The organism is Acinetobacter sichuanensis, from assembly GCF_003024515.2.
Classification (GTDB): domain Bacteria; phylum Pseudomonadota; class Gammaproteobacteria; order Pseudomonadales; family Moraxellaceae; genus Acinetobacter; species Acinetobacter sichuanensis.
Window position 1 is genome coordinate 1 of sequence record NZ_PYIX02000026.1, and the last position, 18,186, is coordinate 18,186.

At 39.4% G+C, this 18,186-nt stretch carries 16 protein-coding genes; 11 read left to right on the top strand and 5 right to left on the bottom strand.

The features are described from left to right. The 7 genes from C9E89_RS14420 to C9E89_RS14455 form a co-directional block, all read left to right on the top strand. Positions 1-2,776: YadA-like family protein (locus C9E89_RS14420; protein ID WP_171405139.1), on the top strand; the 2,776-nt coding region annotated here is incomplete at its 5' end. 65 nt (positions 2,777-2,841) lie between these two features. Beyond that, positions 2,842-3,642 carry a trimeric autotransporter adhesin/peptidogylcan-associated protein TpgA gene (gene tpgA / locus C9E89_RS14425; protein WP_107009042.1) on the top strand — a complete coding sequence of 267 codons (801 nt, stop codon included), beginning with the start codon at positions 2,842-2,844 and terminating at the stop codon, positions 3,640-3,642. 207 nt (positions 3,643-3,849) lie between these two features. Further along, complete coding sequence (locus C9E89_RS14430) at positions 3,850-4,275, top strand: hypothetical protein (RefSeq protein ID WP_107009043.1); 426 nt, start codon at positions 3,850-3,852, stop codon at positions 4,273-4,275. A 348-nt stretch (positions 4,276-4,623) separates the two neighbouring features. Then, positions 4,624-6,453: a dihydroxy-acid dehydratase gene (gene ilvD / locus C9E89_RS14440; protein WP_107009045.1), complete on the top strand. Its 1,830-nt coding sequence runs from the start codon at positions 4,624-4,626 to the stop codon at positions 6,451-6,453. A gap of 234 nt (positions 6,454-6,687) precedes the next feature. Further along, a complete protein-coding gene (locus C9E89_RS14445) occupies positions 6,688-8,022 on the top strand; it encodes a hypothetical protein (protein WP_107009046.1) in 1,335 nt (444 codons plus the stop codon). Then, positions 8,003-8,290 carry a chorismate mutase gene (locus C9E89_RS14450; RefSeq protein ID WP_107009047.1) on the top strand — a complete coding sequence of 96 codons (288 nt, stop codon included), beginning with the start codon at positions 8,003-8,005 and terminating at the stop codon, positions 8,288-8,290. The genes C9E89_RS14445 and C9E89_RS14450 overlap by 20 nt, the downstream gene beginning before the upstream one ends. 347 nt (positions 8,291-8,637) lie before the next feature. Beyond that, a complete protein-coding gene (locus C9E89_RS14455; protein ID WP_107009048.1) occupies positions 8,638-9,381 on the top strand; it encodes a sulfite exporter TauE/SafE family protein in 744 nt (247 codons plus the stop codon). 2 nt (positions 9,382-9,383) lie between these two features. Here the strand turns inward: C9E89_RS14455 and C9E89_RS14460 are convergent, their stop codons facing one another. Further along, positions 9,384-10,289 (bottom strand): LysR family transcriptional regulator, encoded by a 906-nt coding sequence (locus C9E89_RS14460; protein WP_107009049.1) that lies wholly within the window; start codon positions 10,287-10,289, stop codon positions 9,384-9,386. Positions 10,290-10,483: 194 nt separating this feature from the next. On the opposite strand from C9E89_RS14460, the gene dapB reads away from it, so the two are divergent. Both dapB and C9E89_RS14470 read left to right on the top strand, forming a co-directional pair. Further along, positions 10,484-11,299, top strand: coding sequence for a 4-hydroxy-tetrahydrodipicolinate reductase (gene dapB / locus C9E89_RS14465; RefSeq protein WP_107009050.1), 816 nt, complete (start codon positions 10,484-10,486; stop codon positions 11,297-11,299). Between the two features lie 55 nt (positions 11,300-11,354). Continuing rightward, positions 11,355-12,005 carry an START domain-containing protein gene (locus C9E89_RS14470; protein WP_107009051.1) on the top strand — a complete coding sequence of 217 codons (651 nt, stop codon included), beginning with the start codon at positions 11,355-11,357 and terminating at the stop codon, positions 12,003-12,005. Between the two features lie 58 nt (positions 12,006-12,063). Here the strand turns inward: C9E89_RS14470 and C9E89_RS14475 are convergent, their stop codons facing one another. Together C9E89_RS14475 and dkgB are read right to left on the bottom strand one after the other, a co-directional pair. Then, positions 12,064-13,236: an MFS transporter gene (locus C9E89_RS14475; RefSeq protein ID WP_107009052.1), complete on the bottom strand. Its 1,173-nt coding sequence runs from the start codon at positions 13,234-13,236 to the stop codon at positions 12,064-12,066. Between the two features lie 6 nt (positions 13,237-13,242). Further along, positions 13,243-14,052, bottom strand: a complete 810-nt coding sequence (gene dkgB, locus C9E89_RS14480) for a 2,5-didehydrogluconate reductase DkgB (RefSeq protein WP_107009053.1) — start codon at positions 14,050-14,052, stop codon at positions 13,243-13,245. A 116-nt stretch (positions 14,053-14,168) separates the two neighbouring features. Here dkgB and C9E89_RS14485 point away from each other — a divergent pair, with 116 nt between their 5' ends. Continuing rightward, positions 14,169-15,059, top strand: coding sequence for a LysR family transcriptional regulator (locus tag C9E89_RS14485; RefSeq protein WP_107009054.1), 891 nt, complete (start codon positions 14,169-14,171; stop codon positions 15,057-15,059). On the opposite strand, the gene C9E89_RS14490 is transcribed toward C9E89_RS14485, so the two are convergent. Continuing rightward, the gene (locus tag C9E89_RS14490; RefSeq protein ID WP_107009055.1) at positions 15,019-15,426 is read right to left on the bottom strand and encodes a hypothetical protein; all 408 of its coding nucleotides are present in this window, start codon (positions 15,424-15,426) and stop codon (positions 15,019-15,021) included. The genes C9E89_RS14485 and C9E89_RS14490 overlap by 41 nt on opposite strands. A 110-nt stretch (positions 15,427-15,536) precedes the next feature. Between C9E89_RS14490 and C9E89_RS14495 the strand changes: the two genes are divergently transcribed. Next, the gene (locus C9E89_RS14495) at positions 15,537-16,973 is read left to right on the top strand and encodes an aminotransferase-like domain-containing protein (RefSeq protein WP_107009056.1); all 1,437 of its coding nucleotides are present in this window, start codon (positions 15,537-15,539) and stop codon (positions 16,971-16,973) included. A 187-nt stretch (positions 16,974-17,160) separates the two neighbouring features. Here C9E89_RS14495 and ahr read toward each other — a convergent pair whose 3' ends face one another. Further along, on the bottom strand, positions 17,161-18,183 hold the full coding sequence (ahr, locus tag C9E89_RS14500; RefSeq protein ID WP_107009057.1) for an NADPH-dependent aldehyde reductase Ahr: 1,023 nt from the start codon (positions 18,181-18,183) through the stop codon (positions 17,161-17,163). Between the last annotated feature and the right edge of the window lie 3 nt (positions 18,184-18,186).

Below are 18,186 nucleotides of genomic sequence, written 5' to 3' on the forward strand. Positions count from 1 at the left end.
TAACTTCGATAAAGTGACTGTGGGCAATGTGGTAACAGATGGCGCGACTGGCAAAATCAGTGGCTTAACGGATGGTACGGTTGCAGCAGGTTCAACTGAAGCTGTGACAGGTAATCAGCTCAATACCACTGCACAAAGCACAGGTGACATTATTGGTGGTGGTGTGACCAATAACGCAGGTAGCTTGACAGGTCCATTCACAACCAATGGCAGCAGCTATAACAACATTTCTGATGCGATTGCAGATCAAGCGAAGAAATCGAAAACCACTGTGACACAAGGTAACAACATCACGGTGACTTCAGGTACTAACGCTGATGGTTCAGTGAACTATGAAGTGGCGACTGCGAAAGATGTGAAGTTTGATAATGTGACTGTCGGTCCTATTTCAATTTCCAAAAATGGTGTTGATGCTGGCAATACGCAAATTAAGAATATTGCCGCGGGTACAGCAGATGGTGATGCAGTTAACGTTAGTCAGTTGAATAAAGTCGTTAATCAGACTATTGAAAATGATGTAACGAAGATTATTGGTACTACTGATGGTAAAGCAAGTGAGCTATTTGAAACCTATAATGTCTCTGGTCAAAAAACTACAGATCGCCGTAACATCCTAGAAACTGTAACAAGCATTAATACGAAGGGGGCAAAATATTTCCATACGAATGCTGTAGATGAAACATTAGAAAGTGGTGTGATTGGAGAGACAAATGACTCTAGTGCAGGAGGCAAAAACTCTACAGCAATTGGTGTCAATGCAATTGTTGCAGATGGAGCAACAAGTACTACGGCACTAGGTCATAATACTTCAGCAACAGATGAAGCAACTCACTCAGTCGTTGTTGGTTCAGGTTCTAAAGTTGGTGGAGCATCAACGATTGCAATTGGTCATGGTGCACAAGCATTAGGTGATCAATCAATTAGTATTGGTACTGGAAATATTGTTAAAGGTAATAATTCTGGTGCTTTAGGTGATCCAAGTATTGTTGATGGAAATAGCAGTTATTCTGTTGGTAATAACAATAAAGTTGTTACAGATAATACTTTTGTACTGGGTAATGATGTTACTCAAACAGTTGAAGGCTCAGTGGTATTAGGTAATAAATCAGCAGCAACAACAGGTGCTGGTGTTGCAGGTTATACATTTGCTCAGTCAACAGCGAAAGACCGTGATGCAATCAATAAAACGACCAGTACAACTGGTGCCGTTGCTGTAGGTGATGCAACGAATGGTGTTTATCGTCAAGTAACAGGTGTTGCAGCAGGTACAGCAGATTCTGATGCTGTAAACGTTGCACAGTTGAAGGCGGTTGATCATCAAGTTACCAACACACAAAATACTTTAGTAAACAGCCTTGGTGGTGGTTCTAAAGTTAACCAAGATGGCTCAATCACAGGTCCAACTTACAATGTTGGTGGTGGTATACAAACCAATGTTGGTGATGCATTAGACGCTTTAAATAGTAAGGTGAATAATGTAGACGGTACTGCAAATGCTGGTTGGACAGTGAAAGCTGGTGATAAATCACAAACCATTAAGCCAAAAGCAACGGTTGAGTTTGTTGGTGATAACAATATCACTGTAACTCAAGAAAACGACAAAGAGGGTAATGCAAAACTTGCTGTCGAGTTGAATAAAAAGCTTGATGTTGAACAGTTAAAAGCTGGCGATACTGTGATTAATACTGGTGGAGTGTCAATTGGGCAAGTTGTACAGTTAGGCGGAACAGGTCTAATTATTCAAAATGGTCCAAGTGTAACAACTGCAGGAATTAGCGCAGGTAATAAAGTGATTACCAATGTTGCAGCAGGTCAGAAAGATACTGATGCTGTGAACAAAGGTCAGTTGGATAGCGCGATTAACAATATTAGCAATAAGGTTGATCAAGCAAATAACAATGTTGTTCAATATGACAAAAATGCTGACGGTACTGTAAATAAAGACAGCGTAACTTTAGGTGGTGGCGATAAAGGTACAACAATTACCAATGTTGCTGACGGTAAAGTGACGCAGGGTTCTAAAGACGCAGTCAATGGCGGTCAATTATGGAATGTTGAACAAAAAGTTAATCAAAATACCAGTGATATTAACAATATCAAAAATGAGATTAACAATGGTTCAATTGGCTTAGTTCAACAAACTGGAGGTTCAAAAGCTGATATCACTGTAGGTAAAAATACAGGTGGTACAACAGTGAATATGGCTGGTAAAGATGGTGATCGTGTCGTTACTGGTGTTAAAGATGGTGCAGTCAACAAAGACTCTAAAGATGCAATTAATGGTTCTCAACTACATGCACAGAAAGTTGAAACGAATCAAAAAGTTGTTGAGTACTTAGGTGGTGGTGCTGCGATTGACAATATTACTGGCAGCTTTACAACCGCACCGTCTTATACAGTCGGAGACAGTAAATACAATAATGTTGGTGGTGCTATTGATGCGTTGAATAAAGCAGATCAAGAGCTTGGTAATAAGATTAATAATGTAAGCAACCGTTTAGAGCAAGCATTCCAATCGACTAACCAACGTATTGATGATGTTGAAAAACGTGCAAATGCAGGTATTGCAGCGGCAATGGCGCTTGAAAATGCACCGTACATTCCAGGTAAATATACTTACGCAGCGGGTGCGTCATATCACGGTGGTGAAAGTGCTATCGGTGTGACTTTACGTAAAACTGCCGATAATGGTCGCTGGTCATTGACTGGTGGTATTGCGGCAGCGAGCGAAGGTGATCCAAGTGTACGTATCGGTATCAGTGGTGTAATTGACTAATTCACTAGACTAGGAAGATCTTCGGATCTTCCTTGGTTTTTCCCTATTTTAAGAGAGATAAATTAATGAAAACATTAAACACAATTTTGCTGTTCAGTGTGCTCAGCGGTCTAGTGACAACAATGAGTTCTGCTGCTGAAATTGATCCACAAAATACACCAGAAGAAATTAACTTTCCTGAAGTTAAAGACAGCTATTTAAAACAAGTTCATCGTTATGAATATGACGAAGTTGCACGTTTGGATAAAGGCTTAACAAAAGATCAAATCCGCTTTATTTTAGGTAATCCCCAATTTAATGAAGGCTTATTTTTTGTTAAAACATGGAACTATGTTTTAGATATCCGCCAACCAAATACTAACCAATACAAGCGTTGTCAGTTACGTGTAGATTTTAATAAAGATAAACTATCTGAAAATTTATATTGGAAAGGTGAAGAGTGCCAAGGCTTAATGGTCTACGGTGCAAATAACCAAGTTCCTCCACAGGTAGTTTATCCTGTAGATAAACAACGTAAAAATGCAAATGTCTTATTTGCATTTGATCGTTACGATCCACAAGCCATTGACCAAAACTATAGTTCAGTATCAACTATTGTTGAACAGATTAAGGTAGATAATCCTGAGCGTATCGAAATATCGGGCTTTGCAGACCGTTTAGGACAATATGCTTATAATCAACGTTTATCTGCAAATCGTGCGAATACAGTGGCACAATTATTAGTACAACAAGGTGTAAATCCTAATATTATTTCTTTACAAGGAAATGGTTCAACAACTGCTTATCAACAGTGCCAAGCAGGTGCTAAAACAGCAGGTTTGATCCAGTGTTTAGCGCCAAACCGTCGTGTAAATGTACAGTGGTAAAGTTGTGATACTGTGAGTTTTTAGAACTTAAGTATATTAATTTTATCTAAGTATAGATATTTGTAATGACCGAAAATAAATCGGTCATTCATTTATTCAAGAACTCATAATTTTGTTATTTTAGAGTGAATTGAGTTTGTAAAGATACTTTGATTTAGTGGATCATGTTGATTGTTTAAGTCAGTAATAGATGAGTAAGGAAATAGAATGTTAAAGAAAATAATCTGGATGTCTGTGGGTATTTTAATGGCTTGTAATGTTCAGGCTTTTGACAAAAAACAGATCAACCCTGAGCAGGACATTTGGGGAACTTGGACGATTCATAATGAAAAATTGAATTGTTCTGAAGTTTACCAGTTTTCTAAACCAAGTCAGTTAACTTATACAAGTAATGAAAAACGAATCACAGGTGATTTTGCTATCTGGAGAAGTATGCTTAATCAAGATCTCGACTTATTGTCAGTGCAAGTGAAGGCTGACAATAAAGCTGCCAGTTGTGGTGGACCTGCTATAGATATGACCAATGGTAAGTTACAACTAAATCTGAAGTGGATTTCTACAACTTCAGCAGAGTTATGTAGTGATCATGAAGCTAAGTTGTGTAGCGGTTTATATTTGATTAAACAGAAATAATGAGATTGTGAATCAAAATTTGGCTTCTTTGGAAGCCTTTTTAATAAAAGCTAAAGTGGAACTATTATTAATAAGTTTTATTTATGTAATTTTGAAAAAATATTCATATAAGTTTTGTATTGAATCTCTTCAAGATAGGTTTATATTAGTTTTCATTACTCAAGGCTTATGGCTATTCGTCATTGAATTTGTCATCCATCAAAATTGTATAAAAATGATCCATGCCTTGATCATCTGTTATGCAGCATCTTATAGTATGATGTAAAAATATTTCGCCTGATTATCAGTTTTAGTCTGCCAGAATGAATAATGACATTCATTTCAGCTCAAATAATGTTGGAAATACACATGCCTGACTATCGTTCAAAAACATCGACACACGGAAGAAACATGGCTGGTGCGCGTGGCTTATGGCGCGCGACAGGAATGAAAGATGAGGACTTTGGTAAACCGATTATTGCGGTGGTCAACTCATTTACCCAATTTGTACCAGGTCATGTACACCTTAAAGATTTAGGACAGTTGGTTGCTCGTCAAATTGAACAAGCAGGCGGTGTAGCTAAAGAATTCAATACCATTGCGGTTGATGATGGCATTGCCATGGGGCATGATGGCATGCTCTATTCATTGCCTTCACGTGATTTGATTGCGGACTCAGTAGAATACATGGTCAATGCACACTGTGCAGATGCGATGGTATGTATTTCCAACTGTGACAAAATCACCCCGGGAATGTTGATGGCATCTATGCGCTTGAACATTCCAGTGGTATTCGTGTCTGGTGGTCCAATGGAAGCGGGTAAAGTCAAAATCCGTGGCAATGAAAAAGCCATTGACCTTGTCGATGCCATGATTGTTGCAGCAGATGACAACTTTACTGATGAAGAAGTGGCTGAATACGAACGTTCAGCATGCCCAACCTGTGGTTCATGTTCAGGAATGTTCACTGCAAACTCAATGAACTGTTTGACGGAAGCTTTAGGTTTGTCATTACCAGGTAATGGTTCAACTTTGGCAACGCATGCTAACCGTAAAAAGCTGTTTGAAAAAGCAGGTCAGTTAATTGTTGAAATTACCAAACGTCATTATGAACAAAATGACTATAGTTTATTGCCACGTTCAATTGCAACCAAAGCGGCTTTTGAAAATGCAATGACGCTTGATATTTCGATGGGTGGTTCAACCAATACAGTTCTGCATTTATTGGCTGCGGCACATGAAGCTGAAGTGGACTTTACCATGACGGATATTGACCGTTTATCTCGTAACGTCCCAGTCCTATGTAAAGTTGCACCAGCAAAACAAGATGTCCATATGGAAGATGTACATCGTGCGGGTGGGATCATGTCGATTCTTGGCGAGTTGGATCGAGCAGGTTTACTCGATACTTCAGTTCCAACTGTACATGAAAAAACCTTAAAAGATGCTTTGGATAAATGGGATATTATCCGTACTGAAGACGAAGATGTTTATCAATTCTTCCGTTCAGCACCGGGCGGTGTTCCAACGCAAACTGCATTCTCACAAGATCGTTATTATTCACGTTTGGATGGTGACCGTGAGGGTGGTGTGATTCGTAATGTTGCCAATGCATTCTCTCAAGATGGTGGTTTGGCAGTACTTTACGGAAACATTGCTTTGGAAGGCTGTATTGTAAAAACTGCAGGTGTGGATGACTCAATTTTGAAATTCAATGGCACAGCACGTGTTTTTGAAAGTCAGGATGCTGCTGTAGAAGCCATTTTGGGTGGAAAAATTACTGCAGGTGATGTAGTGGTGATTCGCTACGAAGGTCCACGTGGTGGTCCAGGTATGCAAGAAATGCTTTACCCAACCAGCTATTTAAAATCCAAAGGTTTGGGCAAAGACTGTGCCTTGTTAACTGATGGTCGTTTCTCTGGCGGTTCATCAGGGCTGTCTATTGGTCACGTTTCACCAGAAGCGGCTGAGGGCGGTGCTATTGGTTTGGTTGAAGATGGCGACCGTATCGAAATTGATATTCCAAACCGTACTATTCATCTTGCTGTAGATGAAGCAACTATGGCTGCACGTCGTGAAGTACAAGAAGCTAAAGGCTGGCATCCTGCCGAAGAGCGCCCACGTAAAGTATCTAAAGCCTTGAAAGCGTATGCGATGCATACCACGAGTGCTTCAAAAGGCGCTGTACGCGAAATTTAATTTTCACGCTGAATGATTTAATATTTAAAAAGCATCCATAAATTGGGTGCTTTTTATATGATTGAATGATTAGAAGTAAATTTTTAGTGATGGGCTGTTTTATGCAGCATGGTGAAAAAATTTTCAATGTAAAATAAATTTTTTAAGCATCATATTGCAATGAATGGTATGCTTGAATGAGTTTCAATCAAATTTTTTCATCACATTATTCAGTGCTTTTTCGAGGCTATACTCATGTCACTGTTACGCCGTTGGTTTGATCCCATTAGATCGAGTTGGTTTTATGAAAAGCCAATACGTCAAGAGGTGTTATCCACGGAACATGGTCTACATATCTATTTGCGTTTAGATGATGTTTATAGTTATCTCGCTGTGCAGCAGTTGATACAACTCGATGATATTTTAAGTGCTGAATTAAAACCGTTGAAAATTATTATTTCAGATACTGCAGCAGAACCCCCCAATGGCATGACGATTGAAGAATGGCGTAAATATAGTTTGAATGACGCCAAGATTTTAGCGAATCAGCACCGTTTTAGTTATGATGAAGAAAAACCAGAACAACCCACTCAAGAAGCATTAAAACAAGCAGAAACAATCCTTCGTAATACGCCATTAACAGGTCAAAATTTTTTATATTTACTTGAAGACGTTTTTCATATGTTGTGGCAGCAACAATATGGAAAATTACGCATGTTATTTGTGATGGCAAGTAAACAACAAAAAGAACAACATTTTCCAGAGCGTATCTTTGATCATACACCTGTTCTAGAAAGTTATTTTGAGCTAGGTGGACGTAAATATCATGCAGTCGATGATTTGCTACGTTTAACACGCCGTTTAAAACAGCAAAAGTTATTGATTGATAACCCTATTTTTCTCATTAATCATATTGAATGGCGCGAACATTTAATGAGTGATGCAGAAGAACTTGCTGAAATTCAGGCAATGCATCCTGAGTTAAATTTATATATTGCGCTCGAAGATCCGATCAGTTGGTTGTTATTGGCTTATATCAAAGAAGAGTTGGCAAATTATTATAATATTCAATTGAATGTTTTTCCGTTAAGTTATCATGGACGAGACTTTTTTGATTGGAGTTTAGCAACACGTTTATCAAAACGTACTGAGGTAAAATTTACCCCATTTTGTCGTCCAACCGCAGACAGTATTTTGCATATGGCACAGTTATTTTATAGTGTTGAACAAGAGCAACGTGTTGATGCCATCTATACTATTTTGGAAGCAGTGTGGGCAAAAGGAAAAGATTTGTCTTATAAGGCACATTTGCAAGAACTACAACAAGAATTAGGTATTGAAAAATTAGTAGATTTGGATGTCAGTGAGTTATTAAAAATAAATGACCAACATTGTGCTGAGAAGCATCAACCTGATTTTCCTGTGCTTGAGTTAGATATTGAAGGAAAACGTTACGTATTTAATAGCTTATATCGTGTATGGATGATTGAAAGTATTTTCAGTAATGTGTTAGAACAGAAGTATAAAAGTGATAATGCTGCCGAGCTAAAATATGCCAAACAACTTAGCGATGAAAAAAGAGAAATGTGAATCACTTGAACAAGCACGTGCTTATATTGATGAACTTGATCAAGCCCTAATCGAAATTATTGCCACACGCCAATTTTATATTGATCAAGCAGTACGCTTTAAACGTACTGCTGAAGATGTACAGTCGCCTGAACGTGTACAACAAGTGATTCATAAAGTTCGTGAAAAAGCCAAAGTATTACATACAGATCCTGACTTAGTTGAAAAGATTTATCGCGAGATGATTCAACATTTTATTCAAAGAGAACTTAAAGAAATTAGACCCTAAAATATTAGATTTATTATATGAATCTTTTTGAATGTTAGACATAAAATGAATAGTGAATGAATCATCAGAATAATCGTAAATAAAAGATTTTTCCTTATATAGATGTAGTTAAGCAGCATTAAAAATGCAATCGTAACGCGCGATCAAATATGACGAAGTTGGATCTATTCGAGTCTTTATTTTTGACTAAGAGCATGACTATTTTTATAGCAACTCTTTTATAAAGGGTTTTAATTTTAATTTTTCATTTAGCCTCAATATTTTATTGAGGTTCACTTCTGAAAAACGTGATATTTCATCTTAAAAAATTTCTGTAGCATGACCTAAAATATGACGAGGGGCGTGTCTTGATAGGTTTTGTGATTGCTGTCTTTGCAGTAGCAGGAATGATTAAAGGTACAATTGGCTTAGGTTTACCTGCGGTATCTATGGGGCTTTTGACGTTGGTCATCAGTCCTTTTCAGGCAGCAGCTTTATTGATTATTCCTTCAATGGTGACGAATATTTGGCAACTTTTTGCTGAAGGTCATGTCATTCGTTTAATTCGCCGTTTTTGGATGTTATTACTGGGTATTATTGTTGGCTCAGTTTGGAGTATTTTTCCAACTTTAGGTCATTCGACAACTCATTTTCAGAGTGAAGCATTATTAGGCACCATGTTAGCTTTGTATGGTGCGTATGGTTTATTTGCCAAAAATATGCCAAATCTTGCACCTTATGAAAAATATTTATCGCCGATAGTGGGTTATTTGGGTGGTGCATTAACCGTTGCAACAGGTGTAGTGCTCATTCCTGTGGTGCCTTATGTTCAGTCTTTACAGTTAAAACGTGATGATTTAGTTCAAACTTTAGGTCTAGCTTTTACTGTATCAACATGTTGTCTAGCCGTTTTTTTACATTTAAATCCTGTAGAAAATACACCCATTAATTATCAATTATCATTGATCGCCTTAATTCCTGCTTTAATGGGGATGTGGTTAGGAACAAAAATTCATTATCGCATTCCTGAACAAAAATTTCGTAAAGTCTTTTTTTGTGGTTTAGTGGTTTTTGGTGTGTATTCTGTTTTACACCAACTGGGTGTTGTTTAACTTTAGTTATTATCTAATTGATTTTTTTGAGAAATTAAAAACTGTGCAAAGTGTTGATAAGACGTATTTAAAATATCGAAATTTTGTGCTGCCAGAAGTAATTTACGATTTGCCCAAGTTCCACTTAGTTTAACTTGATGAAATTTATATATTTTATTTAAATGTTGTGCAGCACGTTTAGGAATAATCGCAATACCTACACCATTGGCAACAACTTGTGCAATTGCGGTGAAATTGGGTAAACGTAAACGATATTGAATCGTACAATGCAGTTGTTTTGCTTGAGCTTCGATCGATTGTTGTAGTGAGTGATGTTGTATTAGCCCAACAAAAGGATAATGTAAAATATCGGCTAAATTAAGTATTTTTTCTTTTGCTAAATCATGGTTTTGAGGGCAAATAAGCACCAATGGATCATCAGCAAAATCTAAAGTATGTAAATGTTGTGAATTAAAAAAACTTGAAATTAAACCAAGCTGTGCGATGCCTTTTTCAAGCGCTTGAATGATGTCTTGGCTTTCAGCCTCTTTGAGTTCGATGTGTAAATGTGAATTTTCCACTAAATATTGAGGCAGCAATAAGGGTAAATATTCACTTTGCGCAGAAGAATTACACCATAACGTGATTTCTGTGATTAAGCCTTGTGAAAAGGGAAGCATTGCATTTTGTAATTGTTGAGCTTGTTTAAGTACTTGCTGTGCGTGTTCTGCAAATACTTGACCTGCAATAGTCATTTTTATACCTGAGCTATGGCGAGTAAATAATGGAATATGGAAGTGTTGTTCTAGTTTTTTTACTCTCTCACTTGCCGCTTGTAAGGAAATCGCTGAGCATTCTGCACCTTTGGTTAGACTGCCATTTTCCACAATATTTAAGAAGAGTCTCAAATCAAAAAAATCAAAACGCATAATGAAGAGCTAAGTTGTACTTTTGATTATCTTAAACTGAATTTTATCTCAGTAGGTCAAAGCGCACATTTTTTAACATGTAGCATGCAAATGAAAATAGAATTATTTTGAGGAAATGTTCTAGTGAAACTTAGCCAATACACAGAGTTTTGCTATAGTAGATCAAATTTTAAATCTAGATTTAGGAAGAATTCATGTCAACAGCTCCACGTATTGGTATTTTAGGCGCAGGCGGTCGTATGGGTCGCACATTAATTCAAGCTGTACAACAAGCAGGTTATCAACTTGCAGCAGCTGTTGAGCGTCCAGAAAGCACTTTAATTGGTGCTGATGCAGGTGAACTTGCAGGCATCGGTGCTGTTGGTATTAAAGTTGTTGGTAGTTTAGAAGAAATTTTAAAAGATGTAGATGTGGTGATTGATTTTACTGCACCTGCGGCAACTGAAAATAACTTAAAACTCTGCCGTGAAGCAGGCGTGGCGATGGTGATTGGTACCACGGGCTTTTCAGAAGAACAAAAACAAGTTTTAAATGAATCTGCAACTCAAACGCCTGTGGTCTATGCAGCGAATTATTCTGTGGGTGTGAATGTTTCAATTAAACTTCTGGAACTTGCTGCCAAAGTTTTTGGTGACACTGTCGATATCGAAATCATTGAAGCACATCACCGTCATAAAGTAGATGCACCATCAGGTACAGCACTCATGATGGGTGAAGCAGTTGCTGATACTTTAGGTCGTGATTTGAAGAAAGTCGCTGTTTATGGTCGTGAAGGGCATACAGGTCCACGTGAACGTGAAACCATTGGTTTTGAAACCATTCGTGGTGGTGATATTGTCGGTGAACATACGGTGATGTTTATTGGTGAAGGTGAGCGTGTTGAAGTGACGCATAAAGCGACCAGTCGTATGAATTTTGCATCGGGTGCAGTACGTGCAGCGGCATGGGTTGTGGGCAAAGATGCTAAAAAATACGACATGAAAGATGTTTTAGGTTTAAATGATATTTAAGCTTTTCTTATGATCGGTTAATATAAAAACAAGAAAACGATTTTGAATAAATAAAATGAATAAGACAGTGATGTTAATTGCTTGTGTAGTCAGTGCTTTGAGTCTGTCTGCGCAAGCAACTTTGCCAAGTAATGCCAAACTTAGCCTTAATAAAAATAATATTAAGGTGTGGACATATAAGGACGCAAATAATCCCGTTTTGTCTTATAAAGCTGAAACCGTGATTGATGTGCCAATAGAAAAAGCTGTGGCTTTAGTGTTGGATGTTAATAACAGTCCAAAATGGGTTCCCAATGTCGCAAAAGCCGAAATCCTTTCACGTGATGATAAAAAGGGCGAGTTTACGCTTTATATGGTTTTAGATTTTCCATTTCCACTAAAAGACCGCGATATGGTGGTTAAAGGCAAAATGTCAAAAGACAGTAATGGCACAATTACGATTAAAAATAGCGCAATCCAACAAGGTAAGGCACTCAATACGGATTATATTCGTTTAAAAGATTATTCAGGAGATTGGACATTTCAGAAACTAGGAGCAAACCAAGTCAAAGTCACAACCAATGGGCATGCTAATCCCGAAGGTGCAATCCCAGCCAGTGTGACCAACATGCTAGTCGAACTGCAGCCTTATCAGATGTTACAGAAAATGAAAGCTGAGTTAGCTAAAAATAAGACATTGCCTGCACTTCCTGATATTTTAAAATAAATTGTGCAAAAGTGAAGATTTAAAAAATCCCACCCATTTGATGGTGGGATTTTTTTATTCAGGATTCAGGTGAATACGCAAGTTTTGGCTCAGGTAAACGCATTTGCAGCCAAACCAGGAGCAGACCCAAAGCGGTGAGTAATGCACCTGTAATCGATACCATGACATAGCTCATGCCCAGACTGAGTACGGCACCGCCTGCTGCTGCACCCACAGCATTTCCTAAGTTAAATGCCCCAATATTGACAGATGATGCCAAACCAGGCGCTTCATGTGCCACAGACATGACGCGCATTTGTAAGGGAGGAACCACAGCAAAAGCGGCTGTTCCCCAAATCACCAATGCCAAAGCTGCACCAATCGGCGTGGTTGCCAAAATAGGGAAAAGCAACATTGACAGCATCAGCAACAACAAAAAACCAGTCAGGGTTTTGGTTAAGGATTTGTCTGCAAATTTACCGCCTAAATGATTCCCAATCGAAAAACCTACCCCGATCAGCACCAGCATGAAGGTGATAAAGCTCGGACTTGCATGGGTAATATTTTGCAGTGTTGGTGCAATATAGGTGTACAAGGTAAACATTGCACCTGCGCTCATCACCGTGGTGAGTAAGGCAAGCACGACAGGCAGACGGGTCAGCACCTTTAATTCAGCTTTGACATTGGGACGTTGTCCCGCAGTGCCCTCAGGCAATGCCTTCCATAAGCACAGCATGGTGACGACACCCAAAACAGCAATAGCGGCAAAGGACATGCGCCAACCAATATTTTGTCCGACCCATGTGGCAAGCGGGACACCGCCAATATTGGCAATGGTCAGCCCCATAAACATGGTGGCAACGGCACTGGCTTGTTTTTCTTTAGGCACAACACTGGTTGCCACAATGGAACCAATCCCAAAAAACACGCCATGATTCAAACTGGTCAGGATCCGTGCGCCCATGAGTCCCCAATAATTGGGTGCTATGGCGGCTAAAATATTCCCGACCGTGAAAATACTCATGGCAAGGATCAGGGCTTTACGTTTGGGAAAATGTCCAAACCAAAGTGTCATGATCGGTGCCCCAATCATCACACCCAAGGCATAGGCAGTGATCAGCATGCCTGCGGTGGGAATGGAAATATTCAGGTTTTCCGCAATCTGTGGCAAGAAACCCATGGGAGAAAATTCTGTGGTGCCAATGGCAAAAGCCCCAATGGCAAGCGCAAATAAAGGAAAATTAATTTTCATTTTGCTCTAGTCCCAAATCGGTGCTAAGCCTTCAGGATCAACTTCTCGTCCGTTGCGTTCCAACTCTGCAATCATCTGCATTTCTTCAGCAGTCAGTTGGATGTCCTGTGCTTTTAGATTGGCGATCAGATTTTCATGTTTGGTTGATGAGGGAATCACAGAGAAGCCTTTTTGTAATGCCCAAGCCAAGGCAATTTGTGCTGTTGACGCTTGATGATGTTGAGCAATTTCAGCCAAAACAGGGTCTTGCAAGACTTTGCCGTATGCCAAAGTCATATATGAAGTCACATCAATATTTTGCGCTTGTAAAAATTCAACAACTTTACGGTTTTGTAAATACGGACTGAGTTCAATCTGATTGGTGGCAATATTTTCCACACCCACCGCAGCAATCGCTTGTTGGGTCAAATCAATATTGAAATTTGAAATACCAATATGTTTGGTCAGACCTTGCTGTTTTGCCTGTAACAGGTTTTGCATCATTTCAGCGACGGAAATACCTGTACTTGGCGCAGGCCAATGGATCAGCGTTAAATCCACAGCATCTGTTCTGAGTTTATGTAAGCTGTCTTTTAAACTTGGAATCAGTTTGTCTGCTGAATAATGTTCTGTCCAAATTTTTGTGGTGATAAATAACTCATTTCGGTTGATTTGGCTTTCAGCAATGGCTTGACACACTTCTGCTTCATTGCCATAGATTTGCGCCGTATCAATGGCACGATAACCAACATCCAAAGCCGTTTTTACCGAATCAATGACGGTTTGACCTGTTAAACGGAAAGTTCCGACACCGAATTGCGGAATGATCGTATTCATGGATATTTCACATTGTTTTTGAGATTATCTGTATTGTGCAAGATTTATTGTTGCGGACAAATACAATATTCTGCAAAATATTATTGATTTTTAGTCAACAATAAACTGTGATAAAAATGAAATCCACCTTAGAAGAATTACAGGCGTTTATCTCTATTATTGATAGTGGCTCCATTGTTGGGGCAGCAGAGCAGTTACGTCAAACCACTTCGGGCGTGAGTCGAGCCTTGCAGCGTCTTGAAACCAAACTCAATGTAACTTTGCTTGAACGCACCACACGCAAATTAAAATTGACGCAGGAAGGGCAAATATTTTTAGAAAAAGCCCGAAAAATCATTCACGATCTGAATGAAGCAGAAGATGCCTTACTCAAATCAGACAACGATACTTCAGGCATTGTACGGGTCGACTCCGCAACACCTTTTGTATTGCATGTGATTACGCCGTTGATTCCTGAGTTTCTCACGCTGTATCCCAATATTCAGATTGAACTGAATAGTAATGACCAAATTATTGATCTGCTTGAACATAAAACAGATGTTGCCATTCGTTTTGGACAATTAACCGATTCAAGTCTACATGCTCGCTTGTTGTGTAAGAGTCGTTTATATATTGTGGCAAGTCCTGAATATTTAGCAAAAAATGGCAAGCCGCAAACGCCAAAGGACATTCTCAACCATCAACAAATTGGCTTCAGTAAAGTGGCACATCTCAATACTTGGCCGATTCAGGTTGATGGTCAGTATTTGACGATTCAACCTCAAATTAAGGCATCAAGTGGAGAAACAGTACGGCAATTATGCGTGGGTGGATTTGGGATCGCGCGCTTATCTGCATTTGAAATTATGCAAGATTTAAAGCAAGGGCGATTGGTGGCTTTATTTGAAGATCAAATCGAACTATATGAGCAGAGCATCCATGCCGTGTACTATCAGCAAGAGCACTTGCCGAAGCGTGTCCGTTTATTCATTGAGTTTTTAGCGCAAAAGCTGTCAAAGTATCGATAGTTTTTTGTGGCGGTAAATCCAAACTGAGCAAGTTTTGTTTGCTATTCTGTGCTTTGTTGACCAAACGGACTTCAAAATGTTGAGCAGCATCCTGCTGACATTCAAAATTTAAATTCTGCTGTGTCGGCATGTTAAGGCGCATTGTGATGTCACTGCTGACACGGTAGGTGTACGCTCTGATCGGTGCTGTATGTTGTAAACTCGGTTGCAGATGATCAAGTTGATATTCGCCCAATCGTTGCGTTTTTAGAAAGCCTTCAATCAATGATTTACAAATAAAATGCTGTTGCTGTGCGATTTGATTGGTGGCTTGGGGTTGGCAGGCACTGAGCAATAAAGCTGTTGTCAGCAATGTGAATATTCTCATTATTTTCTCCTTTCAAATCATTTCAGTTGCAAGATGGGGCTGTGAAAGAAGCATAAATCTGATAGCTTTGTGGGTACAGATACAACAAATACTAAAATTTGGGTACAGATATGGCATTTCAATACCAAAGTTTGGCACAGCAACTTGCACAGAAAATTTATTGTGGCGAATTGACAGTCGGGCAGCGTTTATGTTCATTGCGTCAATTTGCCGAGCAGCAAAGCATTAGTCTGAATACTGCAAAAAGTTGCTATGAATTGCTTGAAGCACAAGGCTTGATTTATGTGAAGGAAAAGTCAGGTTATTTTGTGCAATCACAACAGGATGCACAACACATTGCTGTGCCTGATCATCCGAGTTTTCCATCCCGACCACGTGAAGTTTCAAATTTAGAATTACAAATACAAATTCATGAAGCCTCAGCCAATAACCGTTTGGTACATCTAGGTTCAATACAGTTGTCACCTGATTTTGTGCCTGTAGAAGCGTTGAGACGTTCGATTCAACGTGCACTAAAACACTGTAAACCTGAAGATTTTTTATATAACAATCGACAAGGTCATCCCACTTTACGGGAAGCGCTGTCCGCACATTGGGCGGAAGATGGTTTTTATATTGCCAAAGAGGATATTTATATCAGTAATGGTTGCATGCCTGCATTGTCAATGATGATTCAGAGTGTCAGCCATGAAGGTGACAGTATTATCGTGCCCACGCCCAACTATAATGGTCAATTGCAACTGTTGGCATTGTTAAAGCGCAAGATCATTGAAATTCCTGCCAATACCGAGGGTTTTGACTTGCAGCGTTTAGAACAAGCCATGCAAAAATCAGGTGCAAAAGTCTGTTTATTGACTGCAAATTTTCAAAATCCTTTGGGCTTTTGTCTTAGTAATGCTGAAAAAGAAAAAATTGCACAACTTGCTGAAAAATATCAGTGTTATGTAATTGAAGATGATATTTATGCCGAATGTAGTTTCAATGCCAAACGTCCTTTACCGATCAAATATTGGGATCGTGAAGGTTATGTGATTTATTGCAGTTCGATTTCCAAGTCTTTATCGCCGTCTTATCGTTTGGGGTGGTTCTGTTTGCCACAGCGTTTGAAGCATTTGCATGCCAAATTGATTTTACAAAATGTGTCGGTGAATACGCCGTTGCAATTGGGGCTTGCCGATTTGATTTTTAGTCGGGCGTATCGTCAGCATTTAAGTGAATTGAGACCTAAATTGATGGCACAGGTGGAGCAATATCGTCAGTTTATTTCACAGGCTTTTCAGGGCGTGGAGATTCGATTGAATCAACCGCAGGGCAGTTATGCGTTGTGGTTACAGTTCCATGAACAGGTGGATAGTTTGGCGCTGTATTATCATGCGCAAAAGCACAGTATTAATATCGTTCCTGGTTTAATTTTTGGTGAAGATAATCGTTATAACAATTGTATTCGGTTAAATGCAGGGCATCAGTTATCGGATGAGATTCGAGGAGCGATTGTGTTGTTGGCGGATTGGGTGAGAGGGGAGTTATCTGCTGAGGATGTAGCTTAAAATCTCCCCTCTTGCGTAGCTTTGCTACTCATCTTTAAAAAGAGGGGAATATTACGAATCTGCTTAATATTAGATTCGAACATCTCCTCCCTTTTTTAAAGGGAGGTTGGGAGGGATTCTATTGAACAGAAAAAGTAAGTCAAAAATTATCACGTCCGATAGCAATTAAAGAGGTTAGTACGGTTTATTAAAAATCCGCTTTTAACACAATGCGATAACGTGCCTGTCCTGAATGCAGTCGCTCCAAAGCCTCATTAATTTTCGACATTGGATACAGTTCGATTTGTGGTGCAATATTCTTACGTGCTGCAAATTGTAGCAGTTGACGTAGAGCAAAAGGTGAACCTGTTGGCGAGCCTGTCACTGATTTTGCGCCACTGATTAAAGTTCCCGCAGGAATTGGCATAGGGTCAAGAACCATACCGAGCATGTGAATCGTACCATTGGGTGCAAGCGTGTTCAGATAGGCTTTCCAATCTAGGCTGACATTTACCGTACACAGTAAAAGATCAAATTTGCCACGCTGTGTTTTTAAAGCATTGGCATCACGGCTATTCACCACATGATCTGCGCCCATGGCTTTGAGTTCATCGGTCTTATCCAGACTTGAGGTAAAAGCTGTAATTTCACAGCCCCAAGCTTTCAGCAGTTTAATCGCCATATGACCTAAACCACCAATGCCAATGACACCAACATGGTGAATGGCTTGAATCTGATGTTTTAAAATTGGGTCAAATACCGTGATACCACCACACAGTAAGGGTCCTGCACTTTCAGGATCTAAGTCTTCAGGCAGGGGAATAATCCATTGCCAACCTGCACGGACTTTATCGGCAAAACCACCTGCATGCCCAACAATGGTCGCTTTCTTTTCACCTGTACAGAGGACTTGTTGACCACTGACACAAGGGTCACAGTGCTGACAACTTTCCGCAGTCCAACCAATTCCAACACGCTGTCCGACTTTTAAGCCTTTGGCTTCTGAACCAAGTTGAGTAATCGTGCCAATAATCTCATGACCACCCACCACAGGATAGACTGCATTACCCCATTCATTGTTGATCACGGAAACATCGGAGTGACAAAGTCCGCAATATTCAACTTTGACTTCAACTTGATGTGCTTGTAATTCGCCTGCATCAAATGTGTAAGGTACAAGTGCAGCACCTGCTTCTAAGGCAGCATAGGCATGGATAGTATTGTCAGTCATGTG

What these genes read in the sequence shown, in the direction of transcription:
- C9E89_RS14445 (WP_107009046.1), top strand. Translation starts at nt 6,688, where the DNA reads ATGTCACTGTTACGCCGTTGGTTTGATCCCATTAGATCGAGTTGGTTT.
- C9E89_RS14475 (WP_107009052.1), bottom strand. Translation starts at nt 13,236, where the DNA reads ATGAAAATTAATTTTCCTTTATTTGCGCTTGCCATTGGGGCTTTTGCC.
- C9E89_RS14470 (WP_107009051.1), top strand. Translation starts at nt 11,355, where the DNA reads ATGAATAAGACAGTGATGTTAATTGCTTGTGTAGTCAGTGCTTTGAGT.
- C9E89_RS14490 (WP_107009055.1), bottom strand. Translation starts at nt 15,426, where the DNA reads ATGAGAATATTCACATTGCTGACAACAGCTTTATTGCTCAGTGCCTGC.
- tpgA (WP_107009042.1), top strand. Translation starts at nt 2,842, where the DNA reads ATGAAAACATTAAACACAATTTTGCTGTTCAGTGTGCTCAGCGGTCTA.
- C9E89_RS14495 (WP_107009056.1), top strand. Translation starts at nt 15,537, where the DNA reads ATGGCATTTCAATACCAAAGTTTGGCACAGCAACTTGCACAGAAAATT.
- C9E89_RS14460 (WP_107009049.1), bottom strand. Translation starts at nt 10,289, where the DNA reads ATGCGTTTTGATTTTTTTGATTTGAGACTCTTCTTAAATATTGTGGAA.
- C9E89_RS14450 (WP_107009047.1), top strand. Translation starts at nt 8,003, where the DNA reads ATGAAAAAAGAGAAATGTGAATCACTTGAACAAGCACGTGCTTATATT.
- C9E89_RS14485 (WP_107009054.1), top strand. Translation starts at nt 14,169, where the DNA reads ATGAAATCCACCTTAGAAGAATTACAGGCGTTTATCTCTATTATTGAT.
- ilvD (WP_107009045.1), top strand. Translation starts at nt 4,624, where the DNA reads ATGCCTGACTATCGTTCAAAAACATCGACACACGGAAGAAACATGGCT.
- dkgB (WP_107009053.1), bottom strand. Translation starts at nt 14,052, where the DNA reads ATGAATACGATCATTCCGCAATTCGGTGTCGGAACTTTCCGTTTAACA.
- dapB (WP_107009050.1), top strand. Translation starts at nt 10,484, where the DNA reads ATGTCAACAGCTCCACGTATTGGTATTTTAGGCGCAGGCGGTCGTATG.
- C9E89_RS14430 (WP_107009043.1), top strand. Translation starts at nt 3,850, where the DNA reads ATGTTAAAGAAAATAATCTGGATGTCTGTGGGTATTTTAATGGCTTGT.
- ahr (WP_107009057.1), bottom strand. Translation starts at nt 18,183, where the DNA reads ATGACTGACAATACTATCCATGCCTATGCTGCCTTAGAAGCAGGTGCT.